The organism is Sharpea azabuensis DSM 18934 (assembly GCF_000702165.1).
Taxonomy (GTDB): Bacteria; Bacillota_I; Bacilli_A; order Erysipelotrichales; family Coprobacillaceae; genus Sharpea; species Sharpea azabuensis.
On record NZ_JNKU01000012.1, the window covers coordinates 1 to 22,141 of the forward strand.

Consider the following 22,141-nt stretch of genomic DNA (forward strand, 5'->3'; position numbering starts at 1 on the left):
TTCTTCATATTTTTCCTGGGCTTTTACAGGAAAATATCTATCATGCTCTTTGAAATTGCTCCGGGCACGGTATGAATTCCTTTTTATCTCTCGGGAAATGGTGGAAGGGCTTCTATGAAGTGCCTTTGCAATCCCACGTATACTCATGCCCAGACCGAGAAATTGATAGATGCAGGAACGCTCATTTATGTTAATATGGTTATAGTTCATAGGCTTATCTCCATTCTATGTTTTTTTGGTCACTCACATAGTAGCATAGATAATTCCTATGAACTTTTCATATGTTGCACTTGTTATGATAATTTATCTGTTTTAAAAAGCAATGTCACAATGTGGCATTGCTTTTTTTACTGTTTTTGTTTTGCCAAGTCATCAGCATCAAAGACTTTAGAGATAGCTGCACCAGGTGCTACCATTGGGAAGACTTTATCATCCTGATCAATATGACAATCAAGGACAATTGGTCCATTAGCCTCAAGGGCATGCTTAATCGCTGGCACAACCTCTTCTTTTGTACGTACGGAAATGGCTTCACAACCAAGTCCTTCAGCTGTTTTCACAAAATCAACTTTATCTGTTAGGACGGTATTGGAATAACGCTTACCATAGAATAATGTCTGCCACTGTCTAACCATGCCTAATACCTGGTTGTTGATGACAACCTGGATAATTGGGACATTATATCTTGATGCTGTCGCAAGCTCATTCAAATTCATTCTGAAGCAACCATCACCAGCAATATTGAAGACTGGTTTGTTTGGTGCGCCATATTTTGCACCAATAGCCGCTCCTAAGCCATAACCCATTGTACCAAGACCACCTGAAGTCAGGAACTGACGGGGATGTCTGAAGTGATAATACTGTGCTGTCCACATCTGATGCTGTCCTACATCTGTAGAGATAATCGCTTCTGAATCTGTCAGTAAGTCTATTTGTTCAATGATATATGGGCAAGTTAATTTATCCGTATCATATTTTAATGGGAAACGGTCTTTATATTCACGAATCTTCTTCATCCAGGCAGGATGATTCTGCTGTGTCATCTTGTCAGTGATAGCACGTAAGATATGCTTGGCATCACCAACTAATCCAAGATTGACATGAATATTCTTGTTGATTTCAGCATCATCAATGTCTAACTGAATAATCTTTGCATCCTTCGCAAATGTCTTTGTATTGCCAGTCACACGATCACTAAAGCGAGCCCCAATAACCACCAGCAAGTCACATTTAGAAACGCCCAAGTTACTTGCCTTCGTACCATGCATGCCAAGCATGCCGCAATAGCGAGGAGAAAGGCCATCAAAAGCACCTTTACCCATCAAACTATCACAAACGGGGGCATCGATCTTTTCGACAAATGCTCTTAATTCGGTAGAACATTCTGAAGCAATAGCGCCACCACCGACAAAGACAAATGGCTTCTCAGCTTCATTGATCATTTTAATAGCTTTATCAATCTGGCTATCCGTATATTCATCAAAGTTTGCTGTTACTGGATTTGGCTTTTTTGATTCATATTCAGCTGATTCAATAGTTGCATTCTTTGTGATATCGATCAAGACAGGGCCTGGTCTTCCTTCTTTCGCAATTTCGAAAGCACGTCTAATTGTTGGTGCAATGTCTTTCGCTCTTTTGACAATATAATTATGTTTCGTAATAGGAATAGTGACTCCCTTGATATCAATTTCCTGGAAACCATCCTTACCTAAGCTGCTTGCGGCAACATTGGCAGTAATGAAAACAACTGGTATAGAGTCCATGTAGGCAGTCGCAATACCAGTTACGAGGTTTGTCGCACCAGGTCCAGATGTCGCCATTGCCACACCGACTTTACCTGTCACTCTTGCATAACCATCGGCGGCATGAGCTGCCCCTTGTTCATGGGATGTGAGTACATGATTGATTTTATCCTGATATTTATAGAGTGAGTCATAGACTTCAAGGATTGTTCCTCCTGGATAGCCAAAGACTGTATCAACGCCCTGTTCAAGCAAGCATTCAACAACGATATCAGATCCTTTTAACTTCAATGCGTATTCCTCCAATCTTCATTAATCTTCGTTATCTACTTTTAATACTGCCCCTGTATTTGCACTTGTAACCATGGCTGCATATTTCTTAAGATAACCTGTATTGATTTTAGGTGTTCTTGGCTGCCATTTTTCTTTACGTGCTGCTAATGTCGCATCGTCGACAAGGACATTAATCTTATTATTAGGAATATCAATAGAGATGATATCGCCTTCTTCAACTAAGGCAATAGGTCCACCAACAGCTGCTTCTGGAGAAATATGACCGATTGAAGCACCACGTGTAGCACCTGAGAAACGACCATCAGTAATTAAAGCAACATCCTTATCAAGTCCCATGCCAGCAATTTCACTTGTTGGTGAAAGCATTTCACGCATACCTGGACCACCCTTAGGACCTTCATAACGGATGACAACGACATCACCTTTGACAATCTTGCCACCACGAATAGCCTTGATGGCATCTTCTTCACAATCAAAGACTCTTGCAGGACCTTCATGTGTCATCATTTCAGGAGCCACTGCTGACTGTTTTACAACACAGCTATCTGGTGCTAAATTACCACGTAATACGGCAATACCACCTGTCTTTGAATATGGATTATCAACCGGTCTGATGATTTCTGGATTTCTATTCACACAACCAGCAATATTTTCTTTGATTGTCTTGCCTGTACATGTGATGCCATCGGTTTCAAGAATGCCTAGTGAATCCAATTCATTCATCACGGCATAAACACCACCCGCTAAATCAAGATCTTCCATGAATGTATCACCAGCTGGTGCTAAGTGGCATAAGTTAGGTGTTTTCTTGCTGATCTCATTGGCAATATCAAGATTCAATTCAACGCCTGCTTCATGAGCAATAGCTGGTAAATGCAACATAGAGTTTGTTGAACAGCCAAGTGCCATATCAACAGCCATTGCATTTCTAAATGCCTTTTCGTTCATGATATCTCTTGGACGAATATCTTCTTCAATTAATTTCATGATCTGCATACCAGCATGTTTTGCCAAGCGAATACGTGCTGAATAAACAGCTGGAATCGTACCATTGCCCTTTAAGCCCATGCCAAGTGCTTCGGTCAAGCAGTTCATTGAGTTTGCAGTATACATCCCTGAACATGATCCACATGTTGGACATGATACTTTTTCGGCATATTCCAATTCATCAGCAGAAATCTTGCCTGCATTATACTGACCAACTCTTTCAAAGAGTGTTGATAAGCATGTTCTCTTGCCATCAATTTCAGCTCCTGCCAACATTGGCCCACCAGAGACAAAGATTGTTGGAATATTGATACGTGCTGCCGCCATCAATAAGCCTGGGACATTCTTATCACAGTTAGGAATCATGACGAGACCATCAAACTGATGTGCCGTTGCTAGACATTCTGTTGAATCAGCAATTAATTCACGTGTGACAAGGGAATATTTCATACCTGTATGGTTCATGGCAATACCATCACATACGGCAATGGCAGGCACTTCTACTGGAACACCACCAGCTAAATAAACGCCCTTTTTCACAGCCTCACTGATTTTATCCAAGTTCATATGGCCAGGGACAATTTCATTATAAGAAGATACAACACCAATTAATGGTCTCTTCATTTCTTCTTCAGTAAAACCTAATGCATTAAATAATGAACGATGTGGTGCTCTTTCAACACCCTTTTTGACATTATCACTTTTCATAACATGACCCCTCCTATACTCTTGATGCAATCAAGTCTCCCATTTCACTTGTTGAAACTTTCTTGTCACCATCTTTATAAATATCAACTGTGCGATAGCCTTCTTTTAAGACATCACGAACAGCTTGTTCAATCGCATCTGCTTCTTTATTCAAATCAAATGAATAACGTAACATCATCGCGCCTGAGAGAATTGTTGCAATGGGATTAGCGACATTCTTGCCAGCAATATCCGGTGCGGATCCGCCACTTGGTTCATAGAGACCAAACTTGTCTTCTCTAAGCGATGCACTTGAAAGCATTCCAATCGAACCTGTAATCATACTTGCTTCATCACTTAAGATATCACCAAACATATTCTCAGTTAAGACAACATCAAACTGTGATGGGTTGGCAACTAACTGCATAGCTGAGTTATCCACCAACATATGTTCCACTTCAACATCTGGATAATCCTTTGCCACTTCATTGACAACTTTACGCCATAAGCGTGATGAATCAAGGACATTGGCCTTATCCACAGAAGTGATTTTCTTTCTTCTCACTCTTGCGATTTCAAAAGCCTTAATCGCAATACGTCTAATTTCACTTTCTGAATAAATCAAGTTGTCATGAGCGACAAGTTCACCATTGACTTCTTTTGTCGAACGTTCGCCAAAATAAAGACCTCCAGTTAACTCTCTGACAATAATCATATCAAAGCCTTTAGCGCTTGTTGCTTCTTTAAGTGGACAGGCATCAGCTAGTTCAGGATAGAGATAAGCTGGTCTTAAGTTCGCAAATAAGCCAAGCTCTTTTCTAATCTTCAATAGCCCTGCTTCTGGTCTTTTATCTGGAGGAAGCTTATACCATGGCGAAGTAGATGTATTGCCCCCAATGGAACCTAATAATACAGCATCACTGCTTTTCGCAATCGCAAGCGCCTCATCTGTTAGTGGTTCACCATAGGCATCAATCGAACATCCACCCATTAAGATCTGTGTGTAATGGAACTGATGGTTGTATTTTTGACCAACTGCATCTAAGACCTTCATTGTCTCACTGACAACTTCTGGACCAATTCCATCACCTTTAATAACTGCAATATTCTTTTCCATAATCCTACTCCTGATTATTCAGATAATTCACTAAACCACCTTCAGTAATAATTTTCTGAATGAAAGGTGGAAATGGCTGTGCCTGATATGTCTTATGCGTTGTTACATCAGTAATCACACCCGTATCATAATCAACCTTCACTTCATCGCCTTCAGAAATCTCAGCGACAGCTTCAGGACATTCACAAATAGCTAAGCCAATATTGATGGCATTACGATAGAAGATTCTTGCAAAGCTATCAGCAATAATACAAGATACACCAGCTGTCTTTAAGGCAAGAGGAGCATGTTCACGTGATGAACCACAGCCAAAATTCTTACCGGCAACAATCAAATCACCATCATTGACTCTTTCAACGAAAGTAGGATCAATATCAACCATTGCATGACTTGCCAGTTCTTTCGCATCAAAAGAATTTAAATAACGTGCGGGAATAATCACATCAGTATCAACATTATCCCCATATTTCAATACTTTTCCATGTGCCTGCATTAGTTTTCTCCTCCTACTTTTTCTGGATTAGCGATATAGCCAGCAATTGCACTTGCTGCAGCTACTTCAGGTGAAGCTAAATAAATAAGCGCTTGTGTATCACCCATACGACCAACGAAGTTTCTATTTGTTGTTGAAACACACTTTTCGCCCTTTGCCAGAACGCCCATATGACCACCCATGCAAGGACCACAGCTTGGTGTATTAAAAGCACAGCCGGCTTTCACGAAGATATCAACTAAGCCATTATCAACACACTGTAAAAAGATCTTCTGAGTCGCTGGGACAACCATCACACGGACATTATCAGCAACCGTATGACCTTTAAGAATCTTGGCTGCTTTTTCTAAATCAGAATAACGACCATTTGTACAAGATCCAATGACAACCTGATCAATATAAATCTTATCAGCTGCCTCAACCTCATCAATAGTATGAGCATTACCTGGTAAATGTGGGAAGGCGACTGTTGGACGTACGTCAGAAAGATTGACTTCTACTGTCTCTACGTATTGGGCATCTTCATCTGCTTCATATTCCACCCATTCACTTACGCCAGCATTACGCATATATTCACGCGCCTTGTCATCAACTGGGAAAATGGCATTCTTACCACCTGCTTCAATACCCATATTACAGATGGTAAAACGATCATCCATCGATAATTCCTGGACACCTTCACCAGTAAATTCCATTGACTGATATAAAGCCCCATCAACACCGATACGGCCAATAATATGAAGGATAACATCCTTGCCACTCACATATGGTGGAAGTTTTCCTGTTAAATGTATTTTAATAGCGGAAGGAACTTTGAACCAGGCAATCCCCTTAGCCATGCCTGCTGCAATATCCGTTGTTCCAACGCCTGTCGAGAAAGCACCCAATGCACCATAAGTACATGTATGGCTATCCGCACCAATAACTGCCTGTCCTGCATAAACAAGCCCGCGTTCAGGAAGAATCGCATGTTCAACGCCATTCTTACCCTGCACCATAATATGCGTCAGACCTTCGTCCAATGAGAACTTCAAGATTGCTCTAGCATTCTCAGCCGACTTGATGTCTTTATTTGGGGTGAAGTGATCAGGGACAAATACAACTTTATCCTTATCAAATACATGACCACCCATCTTCTTGATAATTGGTAAAGCCATTGGACCAGTAATATCATTAGCCATCACTAAATCAAGCTTGGCCTCAATTAATTCTCCAGGTGCAACATGATCTTTACCTGCATGCGCAGCTAAGATCTTTTGCGTCATTGTCATTGCCATATATCTATTCCTCCTTTTATACGCATCATTTATCCGTTGTCATAAAGGAGTCAATACTGACTCCCTTAGGACAACACACAAGTGTGTGTTGTTGAATAATTAGTTGTTTAATAACTTGTCGTCTTCAGCCCATGAATATAATGAACGGATTTCAGCACCAACTTTTTCAGATGGATGTTCATTAGCTAACTGACGAAGAGCTCTGAAGTGAGCCTGTCCACCAGCAGACATTTCAAGTAAGAAGTCTTTTGCGAAAGTACCATCCTGGATGTCTTTCAAGATCTTACGCATAGCGTTCTTTGTATCTTCAGTGATAAGCTTTGGACCTGAGATATAGTCACCATATTCAGCAGTATTAGAGATAGATGTTCTCATACCTGCGAAACCTGACTGGTAAATTAAGTCAACGATTAATTTCATTTCATGGATACATTCAAAGTATGCATTCTTAGGATCATAACCAGCTTCACATAATACTTCGAAACCAGCCTGCATTAAGGCAACAACGCCACCACAAAGAACGGCCTGTTCACCAAATAAGTCAGTTTCAGTTTCAGTTCTGAATGTAGTATCAAGTAAGCCAGCTCTAGCTCCACCTAGTGCAGCACCATAGGCTAAGGCATTGTCATGAGCCTTACCTGAGTAATCCTGCTGTACAGCGACAAGCATTGGAGTACCCTGACCATCTACATATGTAGAACGTACTGTATGACCTGGAGCTTTTGGAGCGATCATTGAAACATCTACGAACTTAGGTGGAACGATCTGACCGAAGTGAATGTTGAAACCATGTGCAAACATCAATGTATCATTTTCTTCAAGATAAGGAGCAATATCCTTCTTATATACTGAAGCCTGTAATTCATCAGGAATCAAGATCATGATGACATTTGCCCATTTAGCAGCATCAGCAGTGCTCATTACTTTTAAGCCCTGTGCTTCAGCCTTAGCAGCTGATTTAGAACCTTCATATAAACCAACTACGACATCAACACCTGAATCTTTCAAGTTCAATGCATGTGCATGACCCTGTGAGCCATAACCAATAACTGCTACTCTTTTTCCTTCCATTAAACTTAAATCACAATCGTTGTCATAATAGATTTTAGCCATTTTTCTTACCCCCTGTTATCTAGCTTTAATCTTTTCTTTATCTTCGTCACGTAAACCCCTACCGATACCTGCAATACCAGTACGTACGATCTCCGTGACGTTGAAGTCTGTCATCATTGCCAGCAAGCCATCGATTTTTGACTGTGTCCCAGTGATTTCAATAACCATGGAATCAGGAGAGACATCGACAATCTTGCCACGATAAATATCTACAATCGATACAATATCAACACGTTCCTTATGTGAACATTCCACTTTAATAAGGACAAGTTCACGATAGACGGAATTTGTATCCTCCAACTTAAAGACCTCTTTCACATCTTCAAGTTTTCTCACTTGTTTTTCAATTTGTTCTAGGGTTTCAGCATCACCTGTAGAGACAACAGTCATTCTTGAAATATGGGGATCATTCGTTTCCCCAACAGTCAAGGAATCAATGTTGTAGCTACGTCTAGAGAATAGTCCTGCAACTCTATTCAATACCCCCGGTGTATTATCAACCAGGATTGAGAGTACCAATCGCTCCATTCTAGCCCTCCTTATTTCTTAAATCTCGATGAATTCTATTCAAACCAGAAATCATTGCTTTAATGGTAGCTGTCGTGATATTGGCATGTACACCAACACCCCATTCTGCACTCTGCATGCCCTCACCTTGCATTTCAACATAAGAAGCAGCTTTTGAAGAAGAGCCAGATGTTAAAGCATGTTCTGAATAATCAAGTAATGTGAAGTGAACATTGGAACCACTATTTAATGCATCTCTTACAGCATCAATTGGACCATTACCATGTCCAACCAATGTTTTCTCTTCACCATGATCAATAATCTTTAAGATAACCTTACGATCGAAGTCATTAGTAGGATCTTCACTTTCATCAATTAGTTTCTGACTGATGAATTTATATGGTTCTTCCATATCAATATATTCTTTAGTGAATGTGTCAAAGATACGTTCTGGTGAGACTTCACCTTCCGCTTCAGAAATATTCTGAACGACTTTTGCGAAGTTTGCCTGCATTGCTTTAGGAATATGATAGCCGAAGACTGTATCCATTACAAAGGCTACGCCACCCTTACCTGACTGTGAGTTAATACGAACGATAGGTTCATATTGACGATTTAAATCAGCAGGGTCAATTGGTAAGTAAGGTACTTCCCATTGCTTATTGTCACGTTCACGATATTTATGCATACCTTTATTAATTGCATCCTGGTGACTGCCAGAGAAAGCTGTAAAGACAAGCTGTCCAGCATATGGCTGACGAGGTGGCACTTCCATCTTTGTCACGCGTTCATACATTTTCTTGATGTCATTAATATGCGAGAAGTCAAGCTTAGGATCAACTCCATGTGTATACATATTCAAAGCAACCGTCACAAGATCAACATTACCAGTTCTTTCACCATTACCAAATAATGTACCTTCAACACGATCAGCCCCAGCTAATAAGCCAAGCTCCGTTGCAGCTACGCCTGTGCCTCTATCATTATGTGGATGAAGAGAAAGAATGACACGTTCACGATCTTTGAAATGTCTGCCGATCCATTCAATCTGGTCCGCATAGACATTAGGCGTATCCATTTCGACGGTTGCTGGTAAGTTAATGATGACTTTATTGTCCTTGCTAGCACCCCAGACATCCATGACTGCATCACATACTTCAACAGCATAATCCATTTCTGTACCCGTAAATGATTCAGGTGAATATTCAAGAATCACTTTGCCATCAAATTCCGAACAAAGGTCTTTCACTAACTGACATCCATCAGTTGCAATCTTTTTGATTTCTTCTTTGTTTTTATTAAAAACCACATCTCTTTGAAGAACTGAAGTGGAATTATAAATATGAACAATGGCTTTATCGAGTCCCTTTAATGACTCAAAAGTTCTTCTAATTAAATGTTCACGGCATTGTGTTAAGACCTGCAAAGTGACATCATCAGGAACTAAATGATCATCAATAAGTTTTCTAATAAAATCATATTCAATCTGGCTGGCAGATGGGAAACCTACTTCGATTTCCTTGAATCCAAGTTCTACAAGCTTCTGAAACATCTCAACTTTTTCATCAATATTCATTGGTGTAACGAGCGCCTGGTTACCATCACGTAAGTCAACTGAACACCAAGTTGGTGCTTTTTCAATATGGCGATCTGGCCAAGTACGATCAGGTAAGCTAATTGTTTCAAATCTCTTGTACTTCTGGTAATTCATCATTTCTTTATTCTCCTTTCCAACCTTTAATAAAAAACTCCCGTCTCATGCATGTAGCGCAAGAGGACGAGAGTCTAAACTTCGTGGTTCCACCTCAATTTATTGACACCTCACGATGCCAACCTTTTCGAGTACTAACATACTCTAGCACGATAACGGGTGCGGGATCCGTAGCTACTTACTATGATTTCAGCGCTCCACTCTAGGATGAGTTCAGAATGTCATAAGTACCTTTTTCACCAACCAAGGTCTCTCTCAGCTTATTACCACTCTTACTATTTCCTTTCAACGTCTTTGTTTACTTCGGTTGTTGACCATATATTATTCTATTAGCCCTCTTAAGTCAACATATTTTTTCTAATAATTTTACGCAAATACAAACATCTTTCATACATTTTAGGATATTTAGAAATATTGTTCTAAAGTATATACAATTCATCTTTATCACCATTATACGTCCCTTAAATCAAATAAGCACGTATTTTAGCGAAAATATTGAAAACTTACTATTGTATACAATGGATATGACTATTTCTTCACAAGTTATGAAGTGCTTACAGTGTATACAATTTCGTTTCATACGAATTCTCAAAAAAAACTTATTTTTTCGTATGATTTCTCTTTTTGGTGTGATAGATTCGTATTTTCATAAATATCGACAATAAAAAAAGATTTCCAAGAAGGAAATCTTTAGCGTTCTAAGGCGAGTTGAATTAAACGATCAACAAGCTCTGTTGTGGAAATGCCTGCATCCGCCATCAACATTGGATACATAGAAATATTGGTGAAGCCTGGTAATGTATTGATTTCATTCAAATAAACATCACCAGTATTGTTATCTAAGAAGAAATCACAGCGGGCAAGACCATGGCCATCAACAGCCTTGAAGGCAATTGGTGCCATTTTACGGATATAATCCTGAACACTTTGATCAACACGGGCAGGAATACAAGTTGCTGACTGTTCATCTTCATATTTGCTTTCAAATGTATAGAATTCACCATGTGGTAGAATCTGGCCCACTCTTGATACAACAAGATCATCATTGCCAAGTACTGCACATTCTAATTCTGTCGCATCAATCGCTTTTTCAATAAGAACCTTGCGATCATACTGTCCTGCTTCTTTTAAGCGAGGGAGAATGTCTTCTTCGTTAGACACTTTATAACAGCCTACTGATGAGCCAGAACGACTGGCTTTAATAAATACAGGTAAGCCAAGATCATGTTTGACTCTTTCGACAATCTGGCGATCTTCGCTTGTATCATCATTAATGATGACAAATTCTCCATCATAACGCTTGAAGGCGTAAAGCGATGGAACCTGCTTAATGCCAGCTGCATTAAATAGTTTTTTCGCTACAACCTTATCCATTGCTGCTGCTGAATCAATAACACGACAACCAACATAAGGGACATTGCACATTTCAAGAATACCCTGAATTGTACCATCTTCTCCATAAAGGCCATGTAAGGCTGGGAAGACAACATCGAATGATTTGAGATAAGCAAAATTGTCCTTGATTTCTTTTGCTCCTTCTAGCCATGCATCACTCGCATAATCACGTACTTCATCGGCAAGCTTATACCAAGCGCCTTCTCTTGTGATTCCCATAACCTCAACATCAATCTCATCCTTGACATATTTACGAATATTTGTACAAGACATTCGTGAGATACTATGTTCTGTTGACTGACCACCACATATTAATAATAATTTCATGCTTCTTTCTCCTTAAGTGCACTAATAACTTCTTTAAGCTTCATACCATTGCTGCCCTTGACAAGAATGACATCGCCTTCTTGCAAGTTAGGCAATAAATATTGTACGAGAGCATTATTATCCTCAAAATGCTTTGTGTCAATACCATTTGTCTTACAGACATCACTGATGTAGTTTGCGGCCTTGCCAACTGTCAAAACAACATCAAGATGTTTGTCACAACAATACTGCCCCACTTCACGATGTAGCTTTTCTTCATAATCTCCTAGTTCAAGCATATCTGCCAAAACAGCAATCTTTCTACCCTGATATTGGGCAAGAACATCAATACTGGCTTTCATCGAATCTAAGTTGGCATTATAAGTGCCATCAAAGACTTTAATGCCACCTTTTAATGTAAACATATCGGCTCGGTTTTTTGTCAGTTCAAAAGTCGCAATACCTCTCCTGATTTTTTCAACTGGGATATTAAGACTTAAACCAACGGCAATTGCACTTAAGGCATTATAGATAAAATGCTTACCTGGTTCATTAACGACAAATGTTTCATCTTGTCCATTAATATCCGCCTTAAACACGGAGCCAGCTTCATTTAAAGCAATATCATAGGCCTTTAAATCAACATCACCATCAATACCCACTTTATAGACTTCATAATCGTTGGTGCTATTGACTCTCGATAGCATGTCATTATCCCCATTGACAATTAAGCGGCCACCCTTCTTAAGACCATGGGTAATTTCCATTTTGGCCTTAAGAATGTTTTCTCTTGAACCGACTTCACCAATGTGGGCAGTTCCTACATTCGTAATCACAGCAACATCGGGCATGGCAATATGTGTAAGATAATCAATCTCACCTAAATGGTTCATTCCCATTTCAATAACCATGGCTTCTTCATGCTGGTAATTGAAGATTGTAAGAGGTACGCCAATATCATTATTAAAGTTACCCTGTGTCTTCAATGTTGTATAGCTTTGTGCGACAACTGAAGCAATCATATCCTTCGTGCTTGTTTTCCCAACAGAGCCAGTTACGCCAACAACCAATGCCTGTGATTTTTCTCTCATATAACGAGCAATATCACCCATAGCCTGATGTGTATCTTGAACTAAGATGAGATTATGGTGCATATCTTCAATTGGATGATTTGTAAGTGAAGCAATTGCTCCTTTTTCAAAAGCTTGTGGAATAAAATCATGTCCATCACGTTTGCCCATCAATGGGATATAAAGATAACCTGGATTTACATGACGTGTATCCTGTGTAATTCCAGTCACTTCATCATTTTCATTTCCACTTAATAACTGTCCCTTTGTCGCTTTGACAATTTCCTCAATTTTCATAATTTTCCCCTATTTAAATAAACGTCCTTTTTTATGATTTGTCGTATTGACAGAGACCCAATGGCCATTTTCTTTTACAATTAAGTTGTTGCCAATAATACTATAATCATAGTAACCGGCAATCATGCCTTTATAGACATATTCCTGTTTCTTGTCACTTAAAGAAATTCTCACTATACCTTTACCACCAACATAGCTATAGGCATATTGATCATTAATAAGTGCACTGCCCATTAAGCCTGAGGCAATTGTATCACTTGTCTTGTTCTTTAAATCAAGAACAATCAAACTGCCATTATCATCCACATAGTAAAGACACTCTTTATTGTAGACAAGAGTATGGGCATGGGTTTGTTTGATGAGGGCAATCTGTCCTGATTTTGTATCATAGGCACAAATAGCATTCTTTGTTGTATAGTAGATTAGATCACCCACAGGATTAATACAATAGACATGATCATTAACGAGCTTCTTCGAGACACCTGAAGCTATATCATAGGCATATAAAGATTCCTGATCACTGTCATTTTGATAATAGATGACATCCTTTGTTGCAACAACATAATAACTATTATTTGTGACAATCGTTCTTTTTTCTTTTGTCTTCAGGTTATATGAACAAATCTGATGTGATGCATTTGTATAAAAAAGATAATCCCCAACAGCATTAATATAATTCACTGGCTCGGTAGTGATTTCTGTTTGATGCTTAAAGTTCTCATCAACACGAATGAGATAGCCCGTATCATCCGTCATATAAATATATTTCCCACTCTTCGCAATCAAGCCACTGCCAGAGAGATTGGATAATCGCTCTGCTTCATTCATCTTGCTAGCCTTAAATGTAGAAGCAATTGTCACACCATCTTCATTTGCCAGAGCAATCTTAGGTGAAGTTGCCAGGTAGTAGTAACTTGCCCCCCAGGCAAGAATCATGACAAGAAAGGCAATGATGACCTTCTTCCAGTGAATTGTATGATCGATATTGGGATCATCCACAACCATATCATCATTGATCTCTTCACGATCAACAGCTTCCCCTTCATAGAGGTCCCTGACAGGCTGATAGTGATAGGGTGACTGATATTGAGGTGTATCAACCTTAAGCTTATGTCCACAATGCTGACAGAAGTTCGCTTCTTCCAAATTAGGTGCATGGCACTCAGGGCAGCGAATAATCTTCATACCACAATGAGGACAAAAGTTTGCATTCTCGTCAAGCTCATAATGACATCTTGGACACTGCATTACTTGTCACCTTCTCTCTTTTCATCAACCACCTTATAATCCACATCAATAACATTAGGATCATCATTTGACGTTTGTGATGAGTTCATTGTATCATCATTCTTCTTGTCCTTTTTAAAAGCACTGACAATCGCATAGATAATAGCTGCAACAAGCACAATTGGCCAAATGACAATAAATACGCGAAAGAATAATCCTAAGATTGCGAGTATGATAATCACAACTGCAATCAATACCAAAATATCCATAGTATCCTCCTAATAGCGAAATAGTTCAATAAGATTGACATTGAGCCCATGGGCAAACTTCTCAATTGCTTTAAGACTGACATTACGCCGTCCTCTTTCAACATCTGAGACATAGTTTTTCGAAAGCTGGCAACGAAAAGCAAGCTCTTCCTGGGACATATGCTGGAGATTACGCAATTCTCTAATGCGCATCCCAAATCTTTCTTCAATCGTAATACTTTTTTCCATAATCATGACTCCAACTGTCTTAATCGTTCTGCTTCATCGCTTATTTTCTTAAAACGATGATGAAGACCGGATTTACTAATTGTCTGTCCTGTTTCATCAAAATAGACATCCGTTAATTCACTCAACGTGAGTTCAGGATTGGCAAGACGGATTTTGGCTACAATCTGCGTTTTTGAATCCAGAATCTCAATGCCTGCCTTATCAATGACATAGGCAATATCATTAATTTGTTTCTGGCTTGCACTCATTGCTTTCATCTCATTAGCAATATCACAATTATTCCAGCGATTGACAGTATTGGCCATTGAACGATCAATTCGGGTTGTTTCAAATTCCATGACGGAATTACTTGCCCCAATAGCTCTTAAGAAGTCACCAATCTTTTCTGCCGACTTCAGATAAATGACATATTTACTGCGCCTTTTTATGACTTTCGCATTGAGCTCATATTCATTCATAAGCTGCATAATATAGTGTGCTTGTTGTTCACTATCCGCACTCATTTCAAGATGATAGTTTGATGTATCAGGATTGTTGACTGAGCCTGATGCAAGAAACATGCCAGCGAGATAGGCACGTTTTGTGTCGGGGGTATTGATGATGGCATCACTTGGCACTTCAGGAAAACCAAGGCCGTCCATGAGATGGAGATCATCAAGTATGACTTTTGCCTTTGAGACACGTAAAACATAAATATTATTTTTTGCAAGCTTCATCTTACGTGAAACCATGAATTCAATACTTGGATGATAAAGTTCTTTTAAGAGCTTATGGACAAAACTTGCAACCTTGGCATTTTCTGTACGAATCGTTAAGCTCATGCCATTGCCTAAATGTAATGTCCCTGTCACCTTGATCAAAGCTGTCAGCAAGGCTTTAGAACAGGGGATATCAAAGTCATTAAAGACAATTTCTTCTTTGACTTTTCTTGAAAAAGAGAGCATGAATAATCTCCTTTCTAATGATCGGCATCACGGTGCCATTTATAAACCTGGTAGAATTGTGAATAGTAGTCATAGAGATAATTGGTCAAAGAAACAGAACGATGCTGTCCACCTGTACATCCAATACCTACAATAACCTGCATTTTACCTTCTTTTTCATATTCTTTTAATAAGTAATTATAATAAGTTGTTGTTTTCTTGATGAATTCCTGTGTTTCTGGCTTATCGATGACATAGTCATAGACCTCTTTGTCATTACCCGTTTTATGTCTTAATTCTTCTACATAGAATGGATTAGGCAAGAAACGTACATCAAGAACAATATCTGCGTCTTTAGGAACACCATATTTATATCCAAAAGATACAAAGCTGACTCTAAAGACTTCTTGAGCAGTATCATTGAATGATGATTCTAAGACTTGTTGCAATGTTGTAGGCTTTAGGAGTGTTGTATCTATGATTCTATTGGCACTTGATGAGATTTGTTCAAAAATCTTGCGTTCAAGTTCAATGGCTTCTGTCAGTGAACTTGCCTTATTACGGATAATAAGCGGATGAGAACGTCTTGTCTGTTTATAGCGATGAATAAGCTTACCATCGGCACAATCAAGAAAGACAATATAGAGATTAATCCAGTCTAGGTTATCAAGCACACGGATAGCCTGCATGGCATCATTTAATGAGACTGCCATGGCAATCTTCTGATAAGGTGAATGTCTAAGATAGTCACCAAAAGCTTCTAATAAATCAACCGGATAGTTATCAATACAATAATATTGCATATTTTCAAAAACAGCCATGGCCTGTGTTTTGCCTGCTCCAGACATACCTGTTACAAGCACAACATCAGTTTTATGAATATCTGTACGCTTTTCCATAACGAAGCCTCCTTTTAGTCACCACATTATAGCATCTATTCCACTATTTTCCAATTATAAGTGTACATATCCTAAAGAAAAAAGATAGGTTGCCCTATCTTGAAAGAATTTCTTTCACTCCTGCCATGAAGGCATCCATTTGTTCATCAGTGCCAATTGATACACGCAAATAGTTATTAATACGATTGGCATTGAAATAGCGCACAATAATCCCTTTTTTACGTAATTCCTTAAAGAGATATTCAGCTTTGACTTCTGGATGAGAAATAAAAATGAAGTTGGCATAGCTTTCAGGAATCATAAAGCCAAGCTCTCTAAGTTCAGCACTTATACGTTCACGTGTAGCCATGACCTTTTTAGCATTCTCCTCGATATATGCACTATCGGCAACACTTGCTTCACCAATAGCCTGATTGAGAGCATCGATTGGATAGGAGTTGAAGGAATTCTTCACATCATAGAGATGGGAAATCAGTTCCTTATTCCCATAAGCTGCACCAAGACGGCTGCCAGCTAAGCTTCTGAATTTTGAGAATGTCTTGATGATCAGTAAATTCTCATAATCATCCAATAAGCTTAGACAGCTTGTCCCCCCAAAATCAATATAAGCTTCATCAATCACAACCACAGCATCGCGATTATGATCTAAGATATCCTTAATATCATCAACACTTAACAACAAGCCTGTTGGGGCATTTGGATTAGGGAAGATGACTCCCCCATTATCACCATAATAGTCTTCTTTATTGATTGTGAAATCATCACATAAAGGAACTTTATGATAGTCAATCTGATAGAGTTCACAATATACAGGATAGAAAGAGTAAGTAATATCAGGGAAGAGAATAGGTTTCTCGCCATTAAAACATGTCAAAAATGTCAGAGCAAGAACTTCATCACTACCATTACCAATAAAGACCTGTTCATCTTCTAAATGATGATAGCTCGCTAAAGCATGTCTTAAATTCTCGGCATCCGCATTAGGATAGAGTCTTAGACGGTTGGCATCAAATCTTTGTATAGCCTCTCTAACCTTTTCTCCAGGATCATAGGGATTTTCATTTGTATTCAGTTTAATTAGATTCTTCATTTTAGGCTGTTCCCCAGCAACATAGGGTTCAACCTGTCTTAAATTATCTCTCCAGCTCATAATACCCTCCTAAGATATCATCAATAAATTCATAAACGTAGCTATAGCTTTTTTGCGCTTTTTCTTTAATACTTAGATCACTAAGATGAAATGTTGCCCCAACATCACACATCTCAATCATTGATAGATCGTTGTAAGAATCACCAATGCCAAAAGTCCGATGCTTATCACCTAAATAATGCACAAGATCTTTAATGCCTGTTCCCTTAGAACAATGGGCTGGTACGATATCGAGGAAGATTTCATTACGATGGGCAGTAGCTTCATCCCTATAGTTTTCATTAATGATATCCATATATTTCTGTGTAATAGAGAAATCATCAGTATCCTGATGTGTACAAAGAATGGTAAAACCATGAGAACGATGATATTCATCAATGAAATCTAGATCTGTTGGTTTATGGGAAGGGAAGTAGGCACACTTGCCTTGATAATAGGACAGCTGTTCATCATCATTCGCAAAATAGCTATATAAATGCTTCTCTTTCACAAGCATATCCAGAATTTCTACACCTGCTTTTTGACTTATACGATGTTCAATAATAGCTTTTTCACCATCATAGATTTCCCCACCATTATTAAGAATCATATAATTATATGGCAGTCCTTGTTCAATTGCCGGAACGACTTCAAATTTGCTTCTTCCCGTGCAGATTGCCACAATGCCTCCAGCATCTTGAAATTGATGTAAGGCATCAATATCTTTTTGTGTCTTGACTTTACCATTTTCAAGTAAAGTACCATCTAAATCGGTAAAGAGAATCACATCAGCACCTCCCTATCTCTTTTCCCCTATTATATACATTGTATACACTTATGCCAAACAACTTTTACAAAAAAAAGAAGCCACAAAGACTTCTTCATCGTGCTTATTCACATTCTAATACAACATTCGATTTCCTTTCAAAAATTAAACGGAAAATCCATCTTACTAAAGGTCCCCCAAAGAAAATTTGCCATGCGAGTGCCATCGGGAAATTAAGAGCTGAAACCTGTAACCAAGTTCCAATCATTCCTGCTTGTGCATAGTCTTTAAACAATAATGTTGCGACAAAGCTCATTGTTGGACACATCAGGCATACAGTTAAACTCGAACGAATAAGGATCATCCATAATAAAGGCATATGATCATCAATAAGTCTTTCAAAAAAATAAATAACAACTCTTTCTAAGACAAAGACTTCTAAGACAAAGGCAATTGGCCACATCAGTTTTAATTCGCCTAAAGCCATGATGAAGACTTCATTGGTCATCCCACCGATATTTAAAGCAATGTTGTAACAAATCATGGCATAAACCATAATAAAAGTCATCATTAGGGCGAATACAATATTTTGGAATTTTGTTTTTGGCATTTTCATACTCCTTTTCTATATTTACGTGTTGTTCATACCACATTGTATGTTGCCAATTTTACCGCATTGATAGGACTATAACATAAAAGTTGTATTTATGTAAGAAAAAAAGATAGAATTAACTATCTTTTTAGAGAATGATTCCCATTTGTCATTACACGCAGAGTGCTCTTATAGTACTCACCATCTTGATAGATAACCAAAGATGCATCTTTATTGTAAGCACCAATCCCATAATGGCCAATCTTGTCTTTCTTGTCTTCGAAGACATCTTTTTGTTTCAAGAGCTTATTTACTAATGCATCATAAGTTTGAACAGGAACAAACGTACTGATCTTTTCACGTTCATCTTTCAATGTCAGTTCATCAAAATGAGAAAGATGGCTCTTTGTGTATGAAGTTGTGATCTCATCATCTTGCTTACGGTCATAACTACGGTTGATGGTCAGAAATTCGTTGTTGGATAAATGTGCTTTCTCAACTAGATTGATATGCACATCATAATCAGAGTAGATGACAAAGCTCGCCTGTGCATCAAATTGTGTTTGATACTGACTATTGAGGGCTGTTGTATAGTTGTTTATGGGCTCTAGAAATACATCAGCGTTGCTGACATTCTTTTTAAAGGATGCGATAGAATCAAAGCTATAGAGCTTCGTTCTTGTTTTGCTTTCTTCAACAGGCTTGATGGAAAATGTTGCGTCATTCCCTAGATCATCTTGTAAGATATTGACTGTTGAATAAATCGATGAGGCTATCGGCAATACAACAACTAAGAAGACTATCAGCAAGAGTGGAAAGAGCGGATATTGAAATGGTGTAATCTTGGCACTTTTTATGAGATCATAACCGCAATAGGGGCAAAAATGGTCTTCTTGACGCACGTCATGATGACAACGTGGACATTTCATATTATCCCTCCTTGTAATAATCTTTCATAAAGTCTCTGAACTCTTGTTCAAATTCTTTTCGCTTCTGAATTTGTTTAGCACGATCCTTGATTTCATAATACTCTTCATCAAGATATTTATACTGTTTGCCAACTTTGCCATTGGTAATGACTTCGAGTGTTGGTGTCCAGTTAAATTTCAGTTTCTTTTGAAGATTTTCATAAAAGGCGATATCCTTCTTTGAAGCATTCTCCTGCTTAGCTTTAGCACGATATGTCTTGGTGTTGATATAATAGACCCCTTCATTCTTGTGCTTATTTAAGTAATCTTTGAGTAATGGTTCAAATTGCTGACAATCACCACAGTCTGGACGACCAATATAAAGAATAAATTGTTTATCTTCTTTCATCAGGCTCATGAGCTTATCATAGCTGACTTCTTCGATTCCTTTAACTTGTACACGGGTTGTTTTTGTTTCTGATGCACAGCCTGCTAGAAACAATGCTGATAGAATAATAAGAAAAATCTTTTTCATATAACCCCTCCTTCATATGCCTCCTATTCTAACATATGTCGTTCTAAAGACAAAGAAAAAAGCCTAGGTATTCCTAGGCTTGAAATCTTACTGAAGACTTTCTGGATCATTTTCAATTAAGACATTACCTGTCATTTCTTCTGGTACTGGCTGTCCTAATAATGTCAAGATAGTTGGTGCTAAGTCACCTAACTTACCGCCTTCTTTTAATGCGATATGTGAATTTGTCACAATTAATGGAACTGGGTTTGTTGTATGAGCTGTGAATGGGTTACCCTCTTCATCAAGTTCTCTTTCAGCATTACCATGGTCAGCAGTAATTAACATTGTACCGCCCATTTCTAATACCTTTTCATAAACTTCACCAACAACTTCATCAACTGTTTCAACAGCGCTAATAGCAGCAGGGATGATACCTGTATGACCAACCATGTCACAGTTAGCGAAGTTCACAACAACAACATCAAATTCACCAGAATCTAATTCTTCGATTAATTTATCCTTAACAAGATATGCTGACATTTCTGGCTGTAAATCGTATGTAGCAACCTTTGGTGAAGCGATCAAGTCACGTTTAGCACCTTCGATTTCCTTATCAACACCACCATCAAAGAAGAATGTGACATGGGCATATTTTTCAGTTTCCGCAATTCTTAACTGCTTTAAGCCTCTTTCTGCTAAGTAATCACCTAATGTATTGCTTAAAATCTGTGGCTTGAAGGCAATATGACCCTTAACGCTATCAGCATATTTCATCATTGATACAAAGTAAACATTAGATAACTTTGTAGCAGGTGTATAACCCTTATCTGCATAGAATTCTGGGTTAGTGATTAATGTAGCCATCTGGATAGCTCTGTCTGGACGGAAGTTAGCGAAGATGACTGCATCATCATTAGCGATTGTGCCTTCAACAGTGCTGTTATAGCCTGGTACTACGAATTCATCAAATACATCTTCCTTATAAGAATCTCTTACAAACTGAACTGGATCTGTGAATGATTTACCAGCATGGTCAACCATTGCAGTATAAGCAAGATCAACACGATCAAATCTCTTATCACGGTCCATTGCATAATATCTACCAGAGATAGAAGCGATAGAACCAACACCAATCTTCTTGATCTGTTCTTCTAATTCAGCAACGAAATCCTTACCTGAATCAGGAGCAACATCACGGCCATCAAGGAATGCATGAACATAAACATTTTCCACACCCTGAGCTTTTGCAAGTTTCAATAAAGCATAGATATGTTCATTTGATGAATGAACACCACCTGATGAAAGTAAGCCCATGATATGTAATTTACTATTATGCTTTTTCGCATGGTCAATTGCTGCTAAGAATTCTTCATTCTTATTGAATTCTCCATCACTAACAGCCTTATTAATTAATGTTAGAGACTGATAAACAACTCTACCTGCACCAATGTTCATATGGCCAACTTCTGAGTTACCCATCTGTCCTTCTGGTAAACCAACAGCATTACCAGATGCCTGGATTGTAGTTGTTGGATACATTGCCATTAAGTCATCTAAATTTGGAGTGTTAGCAAGCTTTACAGCATTGCCATCAACACGATCAGTTAATCCATAACCGTCTAAGATACATAAAACGATAGGTCTTTTTTTCATAGTTATTTTCTTCCTTTCTAAACATTGAAATTTT

General features: G+C 38.5%; 22 protein-coding genes and 1 other annotated feature. All 22 genes read right to left on the reverse strand.

From position 1 onward, the window contains the following. Positions 1-210 (reverse strand): helix-turn-helix domain-containing protein (locus T529_RS13330; protein WP_033162263.1); only part of this gene is annotated, 210 nt, incomplete at its 3' end. Between the two features lie 137 nt (positions 211-347). Continuing rightward, positions 348-2,033, reverse strand: coding sequence for a biosynthetic-type acetolactate synthase large subunit (gene ilvB, locus T529_RS0103655; protein ID WP_033162264.1), 1,686 nt, complete (start codon positions 2,031-2,033; stop codon positions 348-350). A gap of 21 nt (positions 2,034-2,054) precedes the next feature. Beyond that, positions 2,055-3,731 carry a dihydroxy-acid dehydratase gene (gene ilvD / locus T529_RS0103660; RefSeq protein WP_033162265.1) on the reverse strand — a complete coding sequence of 559 codons (1,677 nt, stop codon included), beginning with the start codon at positions 3,729-3,731 and terminating at the stop codon, positions 2,055-2,057. Between the two features lie 13 nt (positions 3,732-3,744). Further along, on the reverse strand, positions 3,745-4,827 hold the full coding sequence (leuB, locus tag T529_RS0103665; protein WP_033162266.1) for a 3-isopropylmalate dehydrogenase: 1,083 nt from the start codon (positions 4,825-4,827) through the stop codon (positions 3,745-3,747). Positions 4,828-4,831: 4 nt separating this feature from the next. Beyond that, positions 4,832-5,320 carry a 3-isopropylmalate dehydratase small subunit gene (gene leuD, locus T529_RS0103670; RefSeq protein WP_033162267.1) on the reverse strand — a complete coding sequence of 163 codons (489 nt, stop codon included), beginning with the start codon at positions 5,318-5,320 and terminating at the stop codon, positions 4,832-4,834. After that, the gene (gene leuC / locus T529_RS0103675) at positions 5,320-6,597 is read right to left on the reverse strand and encodes a 3-isopropylmalate dehydratase large subunit (RefSeq protein WP_033162268.1); all 1,278 of its coding nucleotides are present in this window, start codon (positions 6,595-6,597) and stop codon (positions 5,320-5,322) included. Before leuC ends, leuD begins: the two co-directional genes overlap by 1 nt. Positions 6,598-6,696: 99 nt before the next feature. Next, the gene (gene ilvC, locus T529_RS0103680; RefSeq protein WP_033162269.1) at positions 6,697-7,710 is read right to left on the reverse strand and encodes a ketol-acid reductoisomerase; all 1,014 of its coding nucleotides are present in this window, start codon (positions 7,708-7,710) and stop codon (positions 6,697-6,699) included. Between the two features lie 15 nt (positions 7,711-7,725). Beyond that, a complete protein-coding gene (ilvN, locus tag T529_RS0103685) occupies positions 7,726-8,238 on the reverse strand; it encodes an acetolactate synthase small subunit (RefSeq protein ID WP_033162270.1) in 513 nt (170 codons plus the stop codon). 1 nt (position 8,239) lies between these two features. After that, on the reverse strand, positions 8,240-9,931 hold the full coding sequence (gene leuA / locus T529_RS0103690) for a 2-isopropylmalate synthase (RefSeq protein WP_033162271.1): 1,692 nt from the start codon (positions 9,929-9,931) through the stop codon (positions 8,240-8,242). 56 nt (positions 9,932-9,987) lie between these two features. After that, positions 9,988-10,226 (reverse strand) — a binding site (T-box leader). A 392-nt stretch (positions 10,227-10,618) separates the two neighbouring features. Beyond that, on the reverse strand, positions 10,619-11,650 hold the full coding sequence (locus tag T529_RS0103695) for a D-alanine--D-alanine ligase family protein (protein ID WP_033162272.1): 1,032 nt from the start codon (positions 11,648-11,650) through the stop codon (positions 10,619-10,621). After that, on the reverse strand, positions 11,647-12,996 hold the full coding sequence (locus T529_RS0103700; RefSeq protein WP_033162273.1) for a UDP-N-acetylmuramoyl-tripeptide--D-alanyl-D-alanine ligase: 1,350 nt from the start codon (positions 12,994-12,996) through the stop codon (positions 11,647-11,649). Before T529_RS0103700 ends, T529_RS0103695 begins: the two co-directional genes overlap by 4 nt. Before the next feature lie 9 nt (positions 12,997-13,005). Further along, a complete protein-coding gene (locus T529_RS0103705; protein WP_033162274.1) occupies positions 13,006-14,244 on the reverse strand; it encodes a DUF5050 domain-containing protein in 1,239 nt (412 codons plus the stop codon). Then, on the reverse strand, positions 14,244-14,492 hold the full coding sequence (locus T529_RS0103710) for a hypothetical protein (protein ID WP_033162275.1): 249 nt from the start codon (positions 14,490-14,492) through the stop codon (positions 14,244-14,246). The genes T529_RS0103705 and T529_RS0103710 overlap by 1 nt, the downstream gene beginning before the upstream one ends. A gap of 9 nt (positions 14,493-14,501) precedes the next feature. Beyond that, entirely contained in the window at positions 14,502-14,720 is a 219-nt protein-coding gene (locus tag T529_RS0103715) for a helix-turn-helix domain-containing protein (protein WP_033162276.1), read from the reverse strand. Positions 14,721-14,722: 2 nt separating this feature from the next. After that, a complete protein-coding gene (whiA, locus tag T529_RS0103720) occupies positions 14,723-15,664 on the reverse strand; it encodes a DNA-binding protein WhiA (RefSeq protein ID WP_033162277.1) in 942 nt (313 codons plus the stop codon). A 14-nt stretch (positions 15,665-15,678) separates the two neighbouring features. Next, positions 15,679-16,524 (reverse strand): RNase adapter RapZ, encoded by an 846-nt coding sequence (gene rapZ / locus T529_RS0103725; RefSeq protein ID WP_033162316.1) that lies wholly within the window; start codon positions 16,522-16,524, stop codon positions 15,679-15,681. 112 nt (positions 16,525-16,636) lie between these two features. Continuing rightward, on the reverse strand, positions 16,637-17,692 hold the full coding sequence (gene hisC / locus T529_RS0103730) for a histidinol-phosphate transaminase (protein ID WP_033162278.1): 1,056 nt from the start codon (positions 17,690-17,692) through the stop codon (positions 16,637-16,639). Further along, the gene (locus T529_RS0103735; protein WP_033162279.1) at positions 17,676-18,458 is read right to left on the reverse strand and encodes an HAD-IIB family hydrolase; all 783 of its coding nucleotides are present in this window, start codon (positions 18,456-18,458) and stop codon (positions 17,676-17,678) included. Before T529_RS0103735 ends, hisC begins: the two co-directional genes overlap by 17 nt. A gap of 103 nt (positions 18,459-18,561) precedes the next feature. Next, positions 18,562-19,047 carry a DUF2798 domain-containing protein gene (locus T529_RS0103740; protein ID WP_033162280.1) on the reverse strand — a complete coding sequence of 162 codons (486 nt, stop codon included), beginning with the start codon at positions 19,045-19,047 and terminating at the stop codon, positions 18,562-18,564. Between the two features lie 122 nt (positions 19,048-19,169). Beyond that, positions 19,170-19,958 (reverse strand): zinc ribbon domain-containing protein, encoded by a 789-nt coding sequence (locus T529_RS0103745; RefSeq protein WP_033162281.1) that lies wholly within the window; start codon positions 19,956-19,958, stop codon positions 19,170-19,172. Between the two features lies 1 nt (position 19,959). After that, on the reverse strand, positions 19,960-20,472 hold the full coding sequence (locus tag T529_RS0103750; RefSeq protein WP_033162282.1) for a thioredoxin family protein: 513 nt from the start codon (positions 20,470-20,472) through the stop codon (positions 19,960-19,962). An 87-nt stretch (positions 20,473-20,559) separates the two neighbouring features. After that, positions 20,560-22,107: a 2,3-bisphosphoglycerate-independent phosphoglycerate mutase gene (gene gpmI / locus T529_RS0103755; RefSeq protein ID WP_033162283.1), complete on the reverse strand. Its 1,548-nt coding sequence runs from the start codon at positions 22,105-22,107 to the stop codon at positions 20,560-20,562. Between the last annotated feature and the right edge of the window lie 34 nt (positions 22,108-22,141).